At 48.9% G+C, this 16,168-nt stretch carries 14 protein-coding genes; 6 read left to right on the top strand and 8 right to left on the bottom strand.

The window, feature by feature from the left end; all coding sequences use genetic code 11:
* The first annotated feature begins 1 nt into the window (after nt 1).
* From ileS to ACOJTG_RS11180, 3 genes are all read left to right on the top strand, one after another.
* The gene (ileS, locus tag ACOJTG_RS11190; RefSeq protein WP_420153880.1) at nt 2-3,424 is read left to right on the top strand and encodes an isoleucine--tRNA ligase; all 3,423 of its coding nucleotides are present in this window, start codon (nt 2-4) and stop codon (nt 3,422-3,424) included.
* 163 nt (nt 3,425-3,587) lie between these two features.
* Nucleotides 3,588-4,085, top strand: coding sequence for a hypothetical protein (locus ACOJTG_RS11185; RefSeq protein WP_420153879.1), 498 nt, complete (start codon nt 3,588-3,590; stop codon nt 4,083-4,085).
* A 35-nt stretch (nt 4,086-4,120) separates the two neighbouring features.
* Nucleotides 4,121-4,321 carry a helix-turn-helix transcriptional regulator gene (locus ACOJTG_RS11180; RefSeq protein WP_104714642.1) on the top strand — a complete coding sequence of 67 codons (201 nt, stop codon included), beginning with the start codon at nt 4,121-4,123 and terminating at the stop codon, nt 4,319-4,321.
* Nucleotides 4,322-4,633: 312 nt separating this feature from the next.
* Here ACOJTG_RS11180 and ACOJTG_RS11175 read toward each other — a convergent pair whose 3' ends face one another.
* From ACOJTG_RS11175 to ACOJTG_RS11140, 8 genes are all read right to left on the bottom strand, one after another.
* On the bottom strand, nt 4,634-5,641 hold the full coding sequence (locus tag ACOJTG_RS11175) for a sugar transferase (RefSeq protein WP_420153878.1): 1,008 nt from the start codon (nt 5,639-5,641) through the stop codon (nt 4,634-4,636).
* A gap of 131 nt (nt 5,642-5,772) precedes the next feature.
* Nucleotides 5,773-6,780 (bottom strand): T9SS type A sorting domain-containing protein, encoded by a 1,008-nt coding sequence (locus tag ACOJTG_RS11170; RefSeq protein WP_420153877.1) that lies wholly within the window; start codon nt 6,778-6,780, stop codon nt 5,773-5,775.
* A gap of 22 nt (nt 6,781-6,802) precedes the next feature.
* Nucleotides 6,803-8,032: a hypothetical protein gene (locus ACOJTG_RS11165; protein WP_420153876.1), complete on the bottom strand. Its 1,230-nt coding sequence runs from the start codon at nt 8,030-8,032 to the stop codon at nt 6,803-6,805.
* Between the two features lie 68 nt (nt 8,033-8,100).
* Nucleotides 8,101-8,928 (bottom strand): hypothetical protein, encoded by an 828-nt coding sequence (locus ACOJTG_RS11160; RefSeq protein ID WP_420153875.1) that lies wholly within the window; start codon nt 8,926-8,928, stop codon nt 8,101-8,103.
* 58 nt (nt 8,929-8,986) lie between these two features.
* Entirely contained in the window at nt 8,987-9,712 is a 726-nt protein-coding gene (locus ACOJTG_RS11155; protein WP_420153874.1) for a hypothetical protein, read from the bottom strand.
* A 93-nt stretch (nt 9,713-9,805) separates the two neighbouring features.
* Nucleotides 9,806-10,501, bottom strand: coding sequence for a hypothetical protein (locus tag ACOJTG_RS11150; protein ID WP_420153873.1), 696 nt, complete (start codon nt 10,499-10,501; stop codon nt 9,806-9,808).
* Between the two features lie 121 nt (nt 10,502-10,622).
* Nucleotides 10,623-11,963 (bottom strand): tail fiber domain-containing protein, encoded by a 1,341-nt coding sequence (locus ACOJTG_RS11145; protein ID WP_420153872.1) that lies wholly within the window; start codon nt 11,961-11,963, stop codon nt 10,623-10,625.
* Between the two features lie 72 nt (nt 11,964-12,035).
* Nucleotides 12,036-12,698, bottom strand: coding sequence for a hypothetical protein (locus tag ACOJTG_RS11140; RefSeq protein ID WP_420153871.1), 663 nt, complete (start codon nt 12,696-12,698; stop codon nt 12,036-12,038).
* Nucleotides 12,699-13,602: 904 nt separating this feature from the next.
* Here ACOJTG_RS11140 and ACOJTG_RS11135 point away from each other — a divergent pair.
* The 3 genes from ACOJTG_RS11135 to ACOJTG_RS11125 all read left to right on the top strand — a co-directional run bounded on the left by ACOJTG_RS11135 (nt 13,603) and on the right by ACOJTG_RS11125 (nt 16,090).
* Nucleotides 13,603-14,697, top strand: a complete 1,095-nt coding sequence (locus ACOJTG_RS11135) for a mechanosensitive ion channel family protein (RefSeq protein WP_420153870.1) — start codon at nt 13,603-13,605, stop codon at nt 14,695-14,697.
* A 147-nt stretch (nt 14,698-14,844) separates the two neighbouring features.
* Nucleotides 14,845-15,072: a 50S ribosomal protein L28 gene (gene rpmB, locus ACOJTG_RS11130; protein ID WP_094812054.1), complete on the top strand. Its 228-nt coding sequence runs from the start codon at nt 14,845-14,847 to the stop codon at nt 15,070-15,072.
* A gap of 73 nt (nt 15,073-15,145) precedes the next feature.
* Nucleotides 15,146-16,090 carry a type II CAAX prenyl endopeptidase Rce1 family protein gene (locus ACOJTG_RS11125; RefSeq protein ID WP_420153869.1) on the top strand — a complete coding sequence of 315 codons (945 nt, stop codon included), beginning with the start codon at nt 15,146-15,148 and terminating at the stop codon, nt 16,088-16,090.
* The last annotated feature ends 78 nt before the right edge of the window (nt 16,091-16,168 follow it).

The raw sequence follows: 16,168 nt of genomic DNA, 5'->3' as shown, positions 1-16,168 counted from the left end.
TATGAATTTCCCCGAATACAAAAACCTCGATTATGCCGCTGTTGCCGACGAAATCCGGCAGTTCTGGAAAGAGAACCGGATTTTCGAGCAATCCATTGAACTGCGGGAAGGAAAGCCCAGCTTTACATTTTACGAAGGACCCCCGTCGGCCAATGGTACGCCGGGTATCCACCACGTGATGGCTCGGTCGATTAAAGATATTTTCTGTCGCTACCAAACCCTCAAAGGTCGCCAGGTTAAACGGAAAGGTGGCTGGGATACGCACGGTCTGCCCATTGAGTTACAGGTGGAAAAAGAGCTGGGTATCACCAAAGAAGACATCGGTAAGAAAATCAGTGTAGAGGAATACAACCGCAAGTGCCGGGAAACGGTCATGCGGTATACGGACCAGTGGAATGACCTGACCGAAAAAATGGGGTACTGGGTCGATCTGGACAGTCCGTACGTGACCTACCATAACGAATACATTGAGAGCGTCTGGCATTTGCTCAAGCAATTGCATAACCAAGGGCTGCTCTATAAAGGATATACGATTCAACCCTACTCGCCAGCGGCGGGTACGGGTCTGAGTTCGCATGAGCTGAACCAGCCGGGTACGTACAAGGAAATCAAGGACGTATCCATCGTCGCTCAGTTTAAAGTAAAACTGACCGGAAAATCGGGTTACTTGTTCGATACGGCGGATAGCGATGATGTCTACATCCTGGCCTGGACAACCACGCCCTGGACGCTGCCTTCCAACGCGGCCCTGACGGTGGGTAAAAACATTAACTACCAGTTAATCCAGACGTATAACCCGTATACGCATCTGCCGATCAACGTCATTATTGCGAAAGATCGGGTGAGTGCCTATTTCCCCGAAAAAGGAAAAGACGGTGATTTGCTGGCCTATCAGCCGGGGGATAAACTCATTCCCTGGAAAGTCCTGATGGATTTGAAAGGCGAACACCTAGAAGGCATTGAGTACGAACAACTAATGCCTTACGTAGAACCCGAGAGTCCCGCGTTCCGCGTCATCATGGGTGATTTCGTTACGACGGAAGATGGCACGGGCGTGGTACATACAGCTCCTACCTTTGGAGCGGACGATTTTCGGGTATCGCAGCAAAACGGTATCCCGCCGATTATGGTCAAAGATGAAACCGGCAAGGACGTACCCCTCGTGGATAAACGAGGTCGTTTCGTGGCTGAGGTGACGGATTTTGCGGGTGAGTTTGTGAAAGAACAATACCTGTCCGACGAACAGAAAGAAGCCGAACGCGAAAAGCAGGGCCGCGACAAATACCTGTCGGTGGATGAACGCATCGGTATTTTGTTGAAAACGGAAAACAAAGCCTTTAACGTTCAGAAGTTTGACCACACCTACCCACATTGCTGGCGGACGGACAAGCCCGTACTGTATTACCCGCTTGATAGCTGGTTTATCCGCACGACGGCGAAAAAAGACGAACTGGTCGCTCTCAATAAAACCATCAACTGGAAACCCGAAAGCACGGGTACGGGTCGTTTCGGCAACTGGCTGGAAAACCTGGTCGACTGGAACCTGAGCCGGAGCCGCTACTGGGGTACGCCGCTGCCCATCTGGCGGAGCGAAGACGGGGAAGAAGTTTGTATTGGCTCGATTGCCGAGTTAAAAGCCGCCCTGGAGCATTCCCTGAAATCCGACAGCCTGAGTGCGGAACAACAGACCGCCAACGAAGGCTATCTGGCTAAAGTAGGTACGGGCGAATTTGATCTGCACCGACCCTACGTGGACGACATCTTCCTGGTATCGGCCTCTGGTAAAGTCATGTACCGCGAGTCCGATTTGATTGACGTATGGTTCGATTCAGGAGCGATGCCCTATGCTCAGTGGCATTACCCCTTCGAAAATCAGGATATCTTCGAAAAAAGCTACCCTGCCGATTTTATCTCCGAAGGCGTGGATCAAACCCGGGGCTGGTTCTTTACGTTGCATGCCATTTCAGGCATGCTCAATAACTCGGTAGCGTTCAAAAACGTCGTGTCAACGGGTCTGGTACTCGATAAGGACGGCGAGAAAATGTCGAAGCGGAAAGGCAACGTCGTGAATCCGTTCGAAGCTCTGGCCAAGTACGGCACGGACCCGATTCGCTGGTACATGATTACCAACTCGAACCCTTGGGACAACCTGCGTTTTAATCTGGAAGGCGTTACCGAAGTTCGGAACAAATTCTTCGGTACGCTGACGAATACGTATAACTTCTTTGCTCTGTACGCCAACCTCGACGGCTATACGCTGGACGAAAACAACCGCGTGCCGTACGAGCAATTGAGCGAAATGGACCGCTGGATTCTTTCAAAACTCCATTCGCTCATCAAAGATGTAGACGGCTTCTACGCCGACTATGAGCCGACAAAAGCGGGTCGGGCCATTCAGGAGTTTGTATCCGATCATTTGTCGAACTGGTACGTGCGTCTGTCACGCCGACGTTTCTGGAAAGGTGAACTGACCGCTGACAAACGGGCGGCGTTCGAAACCTTGCAGGAGTGTCTGCTGAAAGTATCGCAGCTGATGTCACCGATTGCCCCGTTCTACGCGGACTGGCTGTACCGTAACCTGACGGAAGGCGTTCGTGAAGCGGCCGTAGCCAGTGGTTCGGCCCTGCAGTATCCTTCCGTACACCTGACGGACCTACAGGCGGCGAATCAGCAGTATATTGATCTGGAGCTTGAAGCTTCGATGGAATTGGCTCAGCGGGTTTCGTCGCTGGTACACTCCATCCGGAAAGTCAATAAAATCAAGGTACGGCAACCCCTTTCGCGGGTACTAGTACCCGTACTCAACGAATTCACGAAACAGCGGCTGGCCCGGGTTGAGGAACTCATCAAGGCCGAGGTGAACGTAAAGTCGGTCGAGTTACTCGATGATGCTTCTGGTGTACTGAATAAAAAGGTGAAGCCAAACTTCAAAGCGTTGGGTCCCAAATTTGGTCCAAAAATGAAGGAAGTAGCTGCCGGTATTCAGGCTATGACCACGAGCGATATTGCCGAGCTGGAAAAAGCCGGTACGTTGACCGTAGGCGGTACGCATGAAATCACGTTGAGCGACGTAGAAATTCTGACGGAAGATCTGCCCGGCTTCCTGACCGCTCAGGAAAACGGCCTGACGGTAGCTCTGGATGTAAGCATCTCGGAAGAACTTCGGTACGAAGGAATCGCCCGTGAGTTTGTCAATCGTATTCAGAACCTTCGCAAAGACAGTGGTTTCGAAGTAGCCGATAAGATTGCCATATCGGTGACTACGACTGAAGCATTGGTGAAAACGGCTTTGGAAACGAATCGCGAATACATCTGCACCGAAGTACAGGCCCTGAGTCTGAATCTACTCGATACGCTGGCCGATAGTGTAGCCGTCGAACTGGATGAAGCGGAATTGGGTGTGAAAGTAGAAGTCGTAGGATAAGGACGAATCATTGGTATATACTCGAACGCTGGTAAGGCTCCTGCCTTGCCAGCGTTTTTTTTATAGTTTGTAAAAATAATTGACATACTATTTTGTCATAAAGTAAAGAAAACTTTACATTTAGTAAAAATTAGTTTCCACTCTACTAACGGATCTATTACCTATGAAACCGAGATTTCTTTTTCCGCATTGGGCCAAGGCTTTAGGCTGGGGCCTGACTTTTTGCTTTTTGATTCTGGGGATTATATACATGTTTCGAGAGACCTATTTCCCGAATCTGGAAAAGTCGGTTGACTGGCTTACGATTAACATTCCTCAGAAATTGACCTGGGACTCGGAGCTTTTGGGTACTACGGAAAATAACCTGCTGGATGAAATCATCACGGTAGGGCTGACCCTCGGCCTTGTGCTGGGGGCTTTCTCCAAAGAACGGAAAGAAGATGAATGGGTGGCTCAGGTACGGCTCGAATCCCTGCAGTGGGGCGTCATGATTAATGCGTTGCTGATCATTCTGGCCACCCTGCTGGTATACAATGGAGCCTATCTGAGTATTTTGATTTACAACGTTTTTACGGCTTTGGCTTTCTTTGTCATCCGGTTTAACTGGATCTTATACATTAAACCCCTGCTATTCAGACGTAACATGATGCCCCTCGTATAGGCGTTGCGTTCATTACCGGGAGAATCAAGAAGCTTATGAAAAACACCATTCGTGTCGAGCGGGCAATCAAAGACATTACGCAGGCTACGCTGGCCGAAGCCGTGCAGGTGTCCCGCCAGACGATCAATGCCATTGAGGCGAACAAGTACGTACCCTCTACGGTACTGGCCCTTAAAATTGCCCGTTACTTCGAAAAGCCGCTGGAAAGTATCTTTGAACTGGAAGCAGAAGACTAGGTCACGTATATACAAGTAAAAGGGGTACTTCCCTGAAATGACAGAGAAGTACCCGCTTACTAGATCTTATAAGTAACTATTGCTTTGGTTTGGTATCGCCTGGAGGGAGTCGTACGTACGGTTTGGCGAAGTTGCTTCATCCGTAACGAATGTCGGTAAAGTCTGGATAAGGTAGGTCTGGGTATAAAAACGGGACTGGTAACTTTTTTACGTTTTCTTCGCTTTCGATCAACCCACTGTACCACGAAGGCAATGCAAAGAATCAGAATAATTCGGAGGGTTTCTTCGGACATATAGCGTGGGTATTAGGAGTTAGCATCCCTGTTTCGTAATAACGGTAATCACCGTACGCCAGAGGATATAGGCTTCCAACCGAATGCTCCAGTGCTTGATGTAATAAAGGTCATACATGAGTTTATGACGAGCATCTTTTACGCCTGCTCCGTACGGATAACAGATCTGGGCGTAACCTGTAATGCCCGGTTTCACCTGATGCCGGGTTTGGTAATGCGGAATCTGATCTTCGAACGAAGTGGTAAATACCTTACGTTCCGGACGAGGACCTACCAACGACATTTCACCCTTGAGTACGTTCAGAAACTGGGGTAATTCATCCAGTCGAATTTTTCGCATGAACGCTCCAAAAGGGAAGGTACGACGATCCTTTTTACTGGAGAAGGCCGCTCCGGCTACCTCGGCATCCAGTCGCATGGAGCGAAACTTGACGCAGTGAAACTCCTGATCCTGTCGTCCGACGCGGGCTTGCCGGTAGAAAATAGGTCCCGGTGACTGTTGTTTAATTCGAAGAGCACACCAGACCCAGAACGGAGAGGTAACCAACAAAAAGACGATCGATGAGAGTACGTCCAATCCTTTCTTCAAACCGCGAACCCCAGGTCTAAAAACGGGTAAATCGTTCGTAAACGTGCGTTCGTGGGCGTTTTGAGCAATGTACACTTTCCCCAGCATCTGTTCACAGAAATCATTGATGGTACTGACTCGAATCATCTTACTCTGTTTGACCATAAACTGGTAAACCTGATGGTGCTGCTGATCGTACTGTGGATTAGCCACCAAATGAATCAAGGCGTATTTATTCAGAATGGGGTAAAGAACCACATTCAACAAATACTCATCATCCGTATGCCGAGGCACCAGAATGATTTCTTCGTATTGGGGTAAAAGGCGTTTATAATCCCGTTTGGTTAAAAAGTAATCATAACCCGTAATCAATAATAAGCCTTTGCCTGTACGATTTCCCTTACGCAGTCGATGAATAACCCGACGGGAGGGAGCCGAAATAACAGATGAGGGAAGCATAAAATGACTCATACGTATGGGGTTGGATAGTAAATGAGTAGTTACCATCAAGGATGGCTTCTATCGCAGTCTGAATCTACCGCTGGCAGAAGTCTAGCTCTGCCAGCGGTAGGTATATCCTACACTAGTACTTATTGCTTAATCACTTTGTAGGTTTCCATCGAACCGTTCTTGAACTGGAAACGGACCAGGTAGAGACCCTTGGTCAGACTGCTGACTTTGACCTGGGCGGCGGGAGTCGCACTTTCGTAAACCGCCTTGCCCGTCGAAGACAGAATCTGCACGTTCTGCACCTTGCTGGCATCCTTCACATCCAGGGTCAGGTAATCCACCGCCGGATTCGGGTATACGTTGGCTTGCAGACCTCGCTCGAAGGACAGACTCTGTGATCGCGACAGCTCGGTGTGGCCATCGAAGTCCACCATCCGCAAGCGGTAGTAATTCAGACCGTTGGCTGGGTCGGTGTCCAGGTAGCTGTAGCGTTGCTCGGTGGTGCTGTTGCCCACCGCCGCTACTGAACCCAGGTTCCGCCAGCTACGGCCATCCAGACTATGCTCCACTTCGAAGCTTTTGGTGTTCTTTTCCTGAATCGTCACCCAGCTGAGCTGAGCACTTAGGCCTTCTTTCTTCGCGGTAAAGCTGGCCAGCGTAACCGGGGTTGGGGCATCCACGACTGCAATGCCCGTCGTGGAATTATCGTTGGCCGGGTTGTTGCGGGGGGGCTGGGGACCTTGAAAGCCCAGCGTACCCGTGATGGTCTCCAGGGTGCCTACACTAACCGCTTTGATCTGAATCCGATACGAAACACATTCGGGGTTCGGTAAAGCGGGCTGGTAGAGCATCATGAGCGATGTCGTACTCTGATCCAGGATCTGAAAGTTCGTTAAAGGACTCCCATCCCCATTGGTCACGCCCGTAATTTCAACCAGGGAGGGCAGGGAAACCAGCGGTCGCAATCGATTGGTAGGGGCACTGACGGGGGAGGCATCCTGATTACAGATTTCGACAAGAACGTAGCCGGATTCGCCAATCGTCAGTTGGGCAGGCACACTTAAGACGTTAATGCTGACATCCTGAGCCTGAGCTTTGGAAAACACCAGCACAAAGGCCAGTGCTAGCAGAGATAAGAGCTTTTTCATACAATAGTCAAAATAAAAGTGATTACTTAATAGCGGTGATGGAGGTAACGACTTGGTTGTCATCGGTATAGGTTTCTCCTCCAGAGAGTCCCACGATGGTCACCGTCAGGTTTTGGGTGGTGTTGCCCGCCACACCCGGTTTACGCGTAGCCGTAAAGCCAATTTTGGCCACTCCGCCCGCCGGGATGGTGACACCGGGTTTCGCCGTCACAATGATGAGTGAAGACGTTTCGGTGAAGGTCCAGTTACTGTTTTCATTGGGCGTACCGTTAAGCACCGCCGAGGTGGTGCTGGTGGTGGGATAGGTGATGTTGAAGGCCGAGAGTTTGTTCAAGCGGAAGGAGATGGCACCGGTAGCATCGCCGCCGTAGATCTCATAGAGGTTGACGATAAAGTCGCGGCTCTGTCCCTCGGTGAAGGTCAAGGCTTGAATATCCGTCGTCGGCGTTAAGTTGGGGATGATCGTGACCACGGCAGCCAGGGTATAGGCCGTATAGGTATTGGGCACGATCGCAGCGGTGGTGGTGATGGAACCCGCCGTCAGGGAGCTGGCACCGCCCAGCACGGAGGTAGCGTCCACGGTAGCGGGGATTTTGACCCACTTGGTGCCGTCCCAGCCGACGATGCCGAGCTTGGTGAGGCTGCTGCCCGTCAGGGTGGTGACGTCACTGATGCCGTCCCAGGTGAGGGTGAGTTTAGTAGCCGTAGCACCATCGATGTCCCAGTACTCTTTGGTGCTGACGGTAGTGACGTTCGCGTCTTTGCTGGTGGTAGCGAAGGGACCGCCGGTGGGCAGGACGGGGTAGTTACCGCCGCCGACCATGGAGGTGACCGCCGAGGAAGGATCGACGTGGAAGTAGGCTCCCGTAGTGCCATCGCCTGCGGCAGCAAAGGGACCGTACTGACCGTTGTCTCCCACGGGGAAGATGAACGAGGTCGTTCCGAACTTGCGAACGTAACCATCCACGTGGTTAGCATCGTTTGCTCCGGTCTGGCTAGCCGCCGTACCAAAATTCAATACGCCGTAAGGAGCCGTACGAATAGTATTAACGATGCCAGGCTGCACACCGCCGCCGCCCGTAGCGAAACTATGAGCACCAAAGACGGTCATTTGAGCACCACCGAAGATAGTCGTATTACCCTGAGAACCCTGTTGGGCGAAGGTGTTTTCGGCGAGTGAAAGTAAGGACATCACTGCCACCGCTTGAGCTAATGCTTTGAAGCGGATTGAATTCATAAATTTCTTTTTCATTTCACGTATGTTAGAAAAGGGTGACCTGAGTTATTTCTCAGCCTTAAGCCTGAGAAGAAAAGAACGCCTTACTGGGTTACCGAGATGATGGTACTGTTGCCGTCGATTCCGCCACCGCAACTGGGACCAGACAAAGAGCCAACGCCAAAAGTTGCCTGGTTCGAACCACTGTTGTAGGTAGAGTTAGCAATGATGCGAACCGTATACGGCTGGGCACGAGCAGGCAGGTTTTTCAAAACGAACTTGGCATTCGTTGACAATCCACTACAGGCCGTACCCTGAAAAGGAAGGCTGTAAAAACCAACTCGCTCATACGTACCGGCCGTGGTTTTATCCACTTCTACCAGATAGGTCATCACCACATTACCGTTGTGATTGGATACGGATGAAAAGTTGACCACGTCTATCACGACATCATTCGTAGGGTTGGTAATCGAAAAGGTACCCGTCTGGTTGATGTTGACGTTACAGGTAGGGCAACCGCCGGAAGGCAGGTTTGCGGGTACGTTTAAGGTAACCCCTGCGGTTTGCGGCCACGACGTAACCACGGTATTGCGTTGGGTGGGAGCCAGGCCAACCCAGCCGTTGCCATCCCAGTAGTACTCGCCAATTTTGGCGGCCAGAGCTGGGTAGGTTGTACTACCGGCGGTGATACCCGTGTTGGTGTTATACACGTGCATACCCGCGGCGGGTGTACCGAGCAAACCCCAGGTGGTCGTACTAGTCAGCGAAATGCGGGGCATTAGCAGACCTTTGTTCGTACTCTCCACCTCCAGGGCAGAGCCCGCATTGATCACCGTTGGATTATCCCCTATTTTCACCTGAGCCATCAGGGTGGAAGAGGTAAAAAGAGCTGCTAAAAAGCAGGCCTTGCGAAGTAGTTGTTTGGGTGTCATGCGAATAGTGGAGTTTGATTATGTAATGAAGTTGAAGTCAACAAAGACCACGTAAACCCTAATTACCAGTACAGTCAATTCTGGAGCCTGCAAACTTAATCTCCTGTACATCAATGGTGGGGCCCGGTTTTGTTCCGGATACATGCGTGACTTGACAGACCGCCGTTATTTTATCTCCGGCATTTAGATAGGCCACGGCCGTTACATCATTCCAGCTACCAGCAGAGTAAGTTTGATTGATAAATAAGGAGGAAGATAACCGCCCCCTGGCCGCGGAATAAATGGCAAGTGTACTGTTTCTACGGGCTACAGGATCATTCAGACCGTCTACGGCACTTGCTTTAAATACATACATACCGGTAACAGGAACCGTATACTCGCCCGTCGATGGGTTGTAGGCATTTAAAGGATCATAGACTTCCGTAGTACCTACTAAGACAACGGGCGGATCATTTGCAGCATCACGAATAGTTATAGCCTGAATGTCGTTTCGTACGGCATCGAACGAACCGCAGCCTACCTTACTAATTTGCCAGCTCGCTCCGCCGTTGGCATCGGAGGTGAGTACTTTACCCGCTCCCTGCGTACCATCGGCGATGGTCATCTGGCCGGTGGTCTTATCTACCTTGACCTTACGGCCCGACGTAGACGCTTCTACTTCCAGGTTGGAGTTGGTTTCAATCGTGGTTGGGTTTGTGCCGACTTTCACCTGAGCCATCAGGCTGGAAGAGGTCAGCAGGGCTGCTACAAAGCAGGCCGTGCCGAGTAATTGTTTGGGTGTCATCGTGGATTGAGGGGTTTGGTTTTAAGGTTTACTAATAATAAACTATAATACTCAAGGCATGGCCTTGCAAGTGAAACCACGTTGATTCTTAAGTTACAAATGCAAACGTGTAACAGTCATGTACGTATTGGTAGTAATGACATCACCTGCTCCGGGCTCAGCTAAGTACAAATAGCCATACACTTCTTCTCCTGCGTTGTAGTATTGGGTGTGCATAAATGATCTAGCGTTTGCAGCATTTACCCCAACGCTATAAATGTCGGATACCCCAAGTCTACCAGCTAGCGAAGGATTAATAACTCCAGTAGGTCCCGTACCCGTGCAACGGACACCCAATTCTACGCGGTAATAACCTGCTGCAGGAATGATATAGGCCCGTCTTGCCGCATTATAATTAGCAGCGTAACTAGGCAATGGCACCACTTTAAATCTGGAATTTACCGCTCCTGAACTAGAGGCAGGTACGATTAGCTGTTCTCCGTCAGCTTGGAAACCGATAAACATAGTTTGCGGTATTTTAATAGCTTCTAGGGCACTCCAGCTCGCTCCGCCATTGGCATCGGAGGTGAGTACTTTACCCGCTCCCTGCGTACCATCGGCAATGGTCATCTGGCCGGTGGTCTTATCTACTTTGACCTTACGGCCCGAGGTAGACGCTTCTACTTCCAGGTTGGAGTTGGTTTCAATCGTAGTCGGATTGGTACCCACTTTCACCTGAGCCATCAGGCCGGAAGATGTCAGCAGGGCCCCTACAAAGCAGGCCGTGCCGAGTAATTGTTTGGGTGTCATTGGAAATTGTGGATTTGGTTTAAAAAAGGTTGTGGTACGGAAGGCTGGTCTCTGGTTGAGCACTACGATTGGAGCCTACCCATGTGAGTTCAAACCCTTTCCCTGATGGAGAAGGCCAGTATTATTTACTGAGCTGAGAATGGTTTAATCTTTCTGTACTACCCACTATCTTAGCTTCCATTGCTTCCAGTTTGGCTGAAAGAGCTTCAACTTTAGCCGTTTGAGCTTTCAAGGCTTTATTCTCAGCTTTGAGGGCTTCGATTTGGGCCTGTTGCTCCTGAATGGCTTTCGTGAGGACAGGAATTACTTCCGTATAGCGGATGGACATGTACTCATTTTTATCCTGAGGTACGTCTACAACATCCGGCAGTACTTTCTGAACTTCCTGAGCGATGAAACCTAGCGAATAATGGGTATTTTTATTGCCTTTATAGTGATACTTCTTGGGCTGTAATTGCATCACCGTAGCCAAACCTCCCTCCAGAGCGGATATGTCCTTTTTCGAACGAATATCAGAAACTGCACTCCAAGAGGTTTCACCCGTTTGCAAGCGGACGCCTACGTTATTAGTATTCGTACGCAGCCAGTACCCACCAATAAATCGCATGTGCATGGTATTGACGCCAGCTGAGTTAAAATCAGCACTATAGCCATCGGTTAGTACCATGCTTCCTTCATGAATAGCCTTGGCCTGACGACCAATAGCCACTGAATTGTCTCCTGAGGCCGTAGACGAAAATCCCATTGCTAGGGAGATACCTCCCGTAGCCTGTGTACTGTGTCCGAACGCCATGGAGTTATCACCAGAAGCTAGCGTGTTATACCCTAAAGCTATACCCGAAGCTCCAGTGGCACGCGTAGTATGACCGAATGCTAACGCATTTGCTCCAGAGGCTTCGTTGTTATAGCCTAACGCAATGGCACCCCCTCCGGTGGACTTGGTATTTTGTCCTAAAGCGATGGAATTTGTTCCGGAAGCAAGACATTCAAAGCCTCCAGCCAGTGTATTGCCCGACTTTGCCTGGTTGTTGGTTCCATAAACGAAACTCTGACTGGCCGTACCGTCAGCTGTATTTTGATAGCCTACAACTAGCGAATTTGGTGCTCCCAAGCTATTGCCGTTTCCTACCGTAATACTGTGGTTACCACCATTGGTATTACTCACACCAAAAGAACCAGCGGCCTCAATGCCGGTAGCGAAAGTATTAGGAGTAACATGGTTTACTGATAAGTTGCCATTCCAGACGTGCAAATGGGTTAAAGGAGTAGCGGTACCAATACCCACAAAACCGTTATCTTTTTTAATGGTGGTTTTAAAAGCATTGTCTGCTTCTACTTCCAAATAGGTATTAGTACCAATGGTAGTTGGGTTCGAACCTACTTTTACCTGAGCGAACAGCGTAGCCGAGGTCATCAAGGCTACGGAAAAGCAGCCCGTACTAAGTAGTTGTTTGGGTGTCATTGAAATGAGTGGGGTTGAATTTTAGATGGAATAGTTTATGCTAATACGAGGAGGTAGAATGGGGGAAAGGTTTTAGAATACCTTGTAGGCAAACCATTCATGGTAATTTTTACCACTATTTGATCGCAAAGTCATAGGGGTAGTGGAAGTATTGATATAATTTACCTGAACAGTTTTGGGAGCATCGGTAATAGTTACGTATCGAACGCCAGAAGAGAAAAAATTAAAGGCTGCAACTATTTGACTTTCCTGATGATTCACAAGACCTGGTATAATAACTCCAAACCAATCCTGGGGCTTTACTTCAGTAGGATAGGTAGTATAATCACCAATCACGGCCCAACTTAAGGCATAAGTACCGTTGACCGGAAAAGTAATGCTTACATTACCGAAGGTAGAGCCTGTTCCGGTAGGCTGAGAAGGTAGTGTAACCACGCCATCATTCGTGTACGTTACTGTTGCTTTAACCAGTTGCGAGGTTTGCCAGCTCGCTCCGCCATTGGCATCGGAAGTGAGCACTTTACCCGTTCCCTGCGTACCATCGGCAATGGTCAGTTGGCCCGTTGCCTTGTCCACTTTAACCTTGCGGCCTGTAGTAGAAGCCTCGACTTCCAGATTGGAAGCTGATTCAATCGTAGTCGGATTGGTACCCACTTTCACCTGAGCCATCAGGCTGGAAGAGGTCAGAAGGGCTGCTACAAAGCAGGCCGTGCTCAATAGTTGTTTTGCTTTCATTGATACGTGTAGATTTGAGTTAAACTGTGACTTACGGTAATGTATATACGTTGGTTGGATAGCGTTGGTACAGTTCGGTACAGGCACTGAAAATCGAGGGTAGTGGAAAGCCACAACCAATGGGTAAGAGAATGAAAAAGGCACACGTGGGCCTGATCAGCAACGGCGAACCGCAAGCCCTAGCTTGCTGACGCGTTTCAGCCGCAAAAAGCTACGGCCGCTGAACAGGCTGATAGATCCAAAGAAGAGCAGAATCAGAAAAGTAGGTAGATAATTGATGCATAACGTAGGTGGTTAATTGAGTAGTAATGTTGGATTATGGTGCCAAGCTACTAGATGTATTTTGAATAAAAAAACAAATGATACTTAAAAATATTTTAGTAGTAATTGTACTACAACGTATAGGTACTTGATTTTGGGTAAGTGCTTGTTTATAAAATTTAGCTTCGGATAGGATAAGTAAAAATAAGAGTGGGATAAAAAAATACTACTACTATACGTTTAGTACGCCTTTTGGATAAATATTGTGGATTTAATGCCCAATTATTGATTAGTAGCTAGGTATTGACAAATGTTTAGTAGCAGGGTGCGAGCCTGAATAAAGCAGGGATAAACCTTGTTTTTATGCTCAAAAAAATTTTTCCAAGCCTGAAAAAAAATAACGGTTACCCAGGTATTTACCTAGTAAAACCCTGAAAAGACGAGCGATTGCCGCGTGCAAGAAGCTCCGTTGGCGTAGGACGAAAAGCAAGAAGTGGCGTCTGGTCTTTACATCCGCTTTACCTAACGCAAGAGATGGGAGCGGGCTGGCCTAGTTTCTTCCAAAAATCGAATCAATAACAACAAGCGGACGTCCGTTTGGGTTAAAGAGAGAAAGGCCTTTTTCCCAATAAACCGAGAGCACATGAATTTCAATCTGGATTTTTTACAGCGGGTCTACTGGCGAAATACCGTACAGGATTATCTCATTACGCTGGGTATCATTCTGTTGGGACTCGTGCTGGTCCGTTTGTTCAAGAAAGTAGTCTTAGGAAAGCTACGGGAGTGGACCAGCCGAACCAAGAGCAATCTGGACGATTATCTGGTGGATAGCATGGATCGCTTTGGGATTCCAGCCCTGAATTTTGCCGTCATTTACTTTGCTCTGGATTTTATTCGTCTGTCCCGGAAGGTCGATAAGATCGTAACGATGATTACCACCATCATCATTACGATCCTGATCATACGTATTCTGTCCTCCACGATCTTGTTGGTTTTACAGGCCAATCTCCGCAAACAGCAACAGGGGGAGGAGAAGGTCAAGCAGATGGGCGGTTTGATGCTCATCATCAACAGTGTCATCTGGATTCTGGGCATTCTCTTTCTGATCGATAACCTCGGCTACAACGTTTCCACGATTATTGCCGGTCTGGGTATTGGGGGTATTGCCATTGCTTTGGCGGCCCAGAACATCCTGGGTGACGTATTCAACTACTTCGTCATTTTCTTCGATCGGCCTTTCGAGGTCGGAGATTTCATCATCATTGATACCAAGATGGGCGTAGTCGATTACATCGGCCTGAAAACGACCCGGATTAAAAGCCTTTCGGGGGAAATGCTGGTGTTTGCCAACAGTGATTTGACGGGTTCACGGATTCATAATTACAAGAATATGCAGCAGCGGCGGGTACTGTTTAAAATTCAGGTGAATTACAGTACACCTCCCGAGAAACTCACCGCGATTTCAGCCATGCTCAAGCAGGTCGTGGAAGAGCAAAGTCCCGTGCGGTTTGACCGGGCTCATTTCTTCAATTACGGAGCATACGGGCTTGAATTTGAGATCGTTTACTTCGTGCTGGATGCCGACTATACCGTATACATGAATGTGCATCAGCGAGTCAATATCCGGATTTACGAAGAGCTGAAAAAAATGGACGTAGCCTTTGCCCTGCCAACGCAGCATTTGTACCTGGCAAACCTGGATACGGAGCCTGAATCATCGCTGAGGGGATTAAAATAAATACAAAACTTTCGGACTGTATTTGGCTGATTCCCCCGAAAAAGCTATCTTTGCGACTCGTTTTACAGAACTGCTCTTATCGGGCTGATTCTCAAGAAATTAAAGCCGATTTATTCGGTCTACTGATAACTAATAAAAAATACTATTATGGCACGGGTTTGTCAAATCACGGGCAAGAAGACGCAGACGGGTTTTAACGTCTCGCATGCCAACAACAAAACGAAGCGGAAATTCTATCCGAACCTGCAAACGAAAAAATTCTTCATTCCTTCTACGGGTGAGTGGGTTCAGATCAAACTTTCGACGCAAGCGATCCGTACGATCAACAAGAAAGGCATTGAAGCCGTTCTGAAAGAAGTTGGAGCTAAATTCTAATTGTTAATCATTAGAAGTAGCCGTAAAGGCCTTGGCATTTCGTTGTCAAGGCCTTTTTTACGTCACCCGGTTTATGCGGAAGTTACGCACCTATCTCGTTGATTTCATTCGGGCGGATTTTAAGCCGGGGCTCTATGGCTGTACGGCTCTGTTTCTGGCGGTCTGTATCGCTTTCAATTACGCCGTTGATCTGGAAGACACCTACATTGATGCCTACCGGGGAAGCTGGATTCGCTTTGTACTCTTTCTGGGGCTCGATGCGTTCGTCTACTATAGCGTAACGCTACTCTGGCTTTTTTTTCACCAGCGACTGGCCTTGCTACGAACGCTTACGTTCTGGCTTTTTACTAGCTTTGGAATGATTATCCTGGCTTGGTGGCAGGATTTTACGGGTTACCAACCTCTGGCTACGCTGCCCGTATTCGAGTCCGTTTATCGATTTGCTTTTTACTGTTTTTCCAACCTAAGTTCGGGTTTGACCATCTGGGTACCGCTCGCCCTATTTTATCGTTGGACGGATGCACAACCTTCGTATTTTTATGGTTTCCGGCCGGACCGGGGAAGCCTGCGTATGTATGGAACCCTGTTACTGCTGATGGTACCCCTGATTGGCTGGGCATCCTTTCAACCGAGTTTTCTGGAAACCTATCCGATCTATAAAGGCTGGGGAGCGGCAGAGGCTCTGGGGGTATCCGAATGGGTAACGGCTCTGGGCTTCGAAGCCTGCTACGGCTTTGATTTCGTGTCGACGGAATTACTGCTGCGGGGCTTTCTGGTGATCGGAATGACTCAGGTACTGGGACGAGGTGCGGTACTACCGATGGTGGCGGTATACGCCTGTATTCACTTTGGAAAACCGCTGGGAGAAACGCTCGGCTCCGTACTGGGAGGCTATATTCTGGGCATTCTGGCCTACGAAAGCCGGACGATCTGGGGTGGGATTGCCATTCATCTGGGCGTAGCCTGGCTGATGGAATTGGGGGCTTTTTTACAAACCTATAGTCAGCAACGGCAATAATTAAGCAGAGGCCTGGTTAAACTTCCGGGTGTTTCTTTGTCTGAGCAACACATAATAAGCGATACGTCAACTGCTCCT

It is taken from the genome of Siphonobacter sp. (genome assembly GCF_048595215.1).
GTDB lineage: Bacteria > Bacteroidota > Bacteroidia > Cytophagales > Spirosomataceae > Siphonobacter.
Note: the sequence above shows the minus strand (reverse complement) of the source record. Positions and strands in the feature narration are given on the sequence as shown.

Excerpts from the sequence above, each read along its gene's own strand:
- ACOJTG_RS11140 (WP_420153871.1), bottom strand. The coding sequence starts at position 12,698 with ATGAAAGCAAAACAACTATTGAGCACGGCCTGCTTTGTAGCAGCCCTT.
- ileS (WP_420153880.1), top strand. The coding sequence starts at position 2 with ATGAATTTCCCCGAATACAAAAACCTCGATTATGCCGCTGTTGCCGAC.
- ACOJTG_RS11160 (WP_420153875.1), bottom strand. The coding sequence starts at position 8,928 with ATGACACCCAAACAACTACTTCGCAAGGCCTGCTTTTTAGCAGCTCTT.
- ACOJTG_RS11185 (WP_420153879.1), top strand. The coding sequence starts at position 3,588 with ATGAAACCGAGATTTCTTTTTCCGCATTGGGCCAAGGCTTTAGGCTGG.
- ACOJTG_RS11145 (WP_420153872.1), bottom strand. The coding sequence starts at position 11,963 with ATGACACCCAAACAACTACTTAGTACGGGCTGCTTTTCCGTAGCCTTG.
- ACOJTG_RS11165 (WP_420153876.1), bottom strand. The coding sequence starts at position 8,032 with ATGAAAAAGAAATTTATGAATTCAATCCGCTTCAAAGCATTAGCTCAA.
- ACOJTG_RS11135 (WP_420153870.1), top strand. The coding sequence starts at position 13,603 with ATGAATTTCAATCTGGATTTTTTACAGCGGGTCTACTGGCGAAATACC.
- rpmB (WP_094812054.1), top strand. The coding sequence starts at position 14,845 with ATGGCACGGGTTTGTCAAATCACGGGCAAGAAGACGCAGACGGGTTTT.
- ACOJTG_RS11170 (WP_420153877.1), bottom strand. The coding sequence starts at position 6,780 with ATGAAAAAGCTCTTATCTCTGCTAGCACTGGCCTTTGTGCTGGTGTTT.
- ACOJTG_RS11155 (WP_420153874.1), bottom strand. The coding sequence starts at position 9,712 with ATGACACCCAAACAATTACTCGGCACGGCCTGCTTTGTAGCAGCCCTG.
- ACOJTG_RS11150 (WP_420153873.1), bottom strand. The coding sequence starts at position 10,501 with ATGACACCCAAACAATTACTCGGCACGGCCTGCTTTGTAGGGGCCCTG.
- ACOJTG_RS11175 (WP_420153878.1), bottom strand. The coding sequence starts at position 5,641 with ATGCTTCCCTCATCTGTTATTTCGGCTCCCTCCCGTCGGGTTATTCAT.
- ACOJTG_RS11180 (WP_104714642.1), top strand. The coding sequence starts at position 4,121 with ATGAAAAACACCATTCGTGTCGAGCGGGCAATCAAAGACATTACGCAG.
- ACOJTG_RS11125 (WP_420153869.1), top strand. The coding sequence starts at position 15,146 with ATGCGGAAGTTACGCACCTATCTCGTTGATTTCATTCGGGCGGATTTT.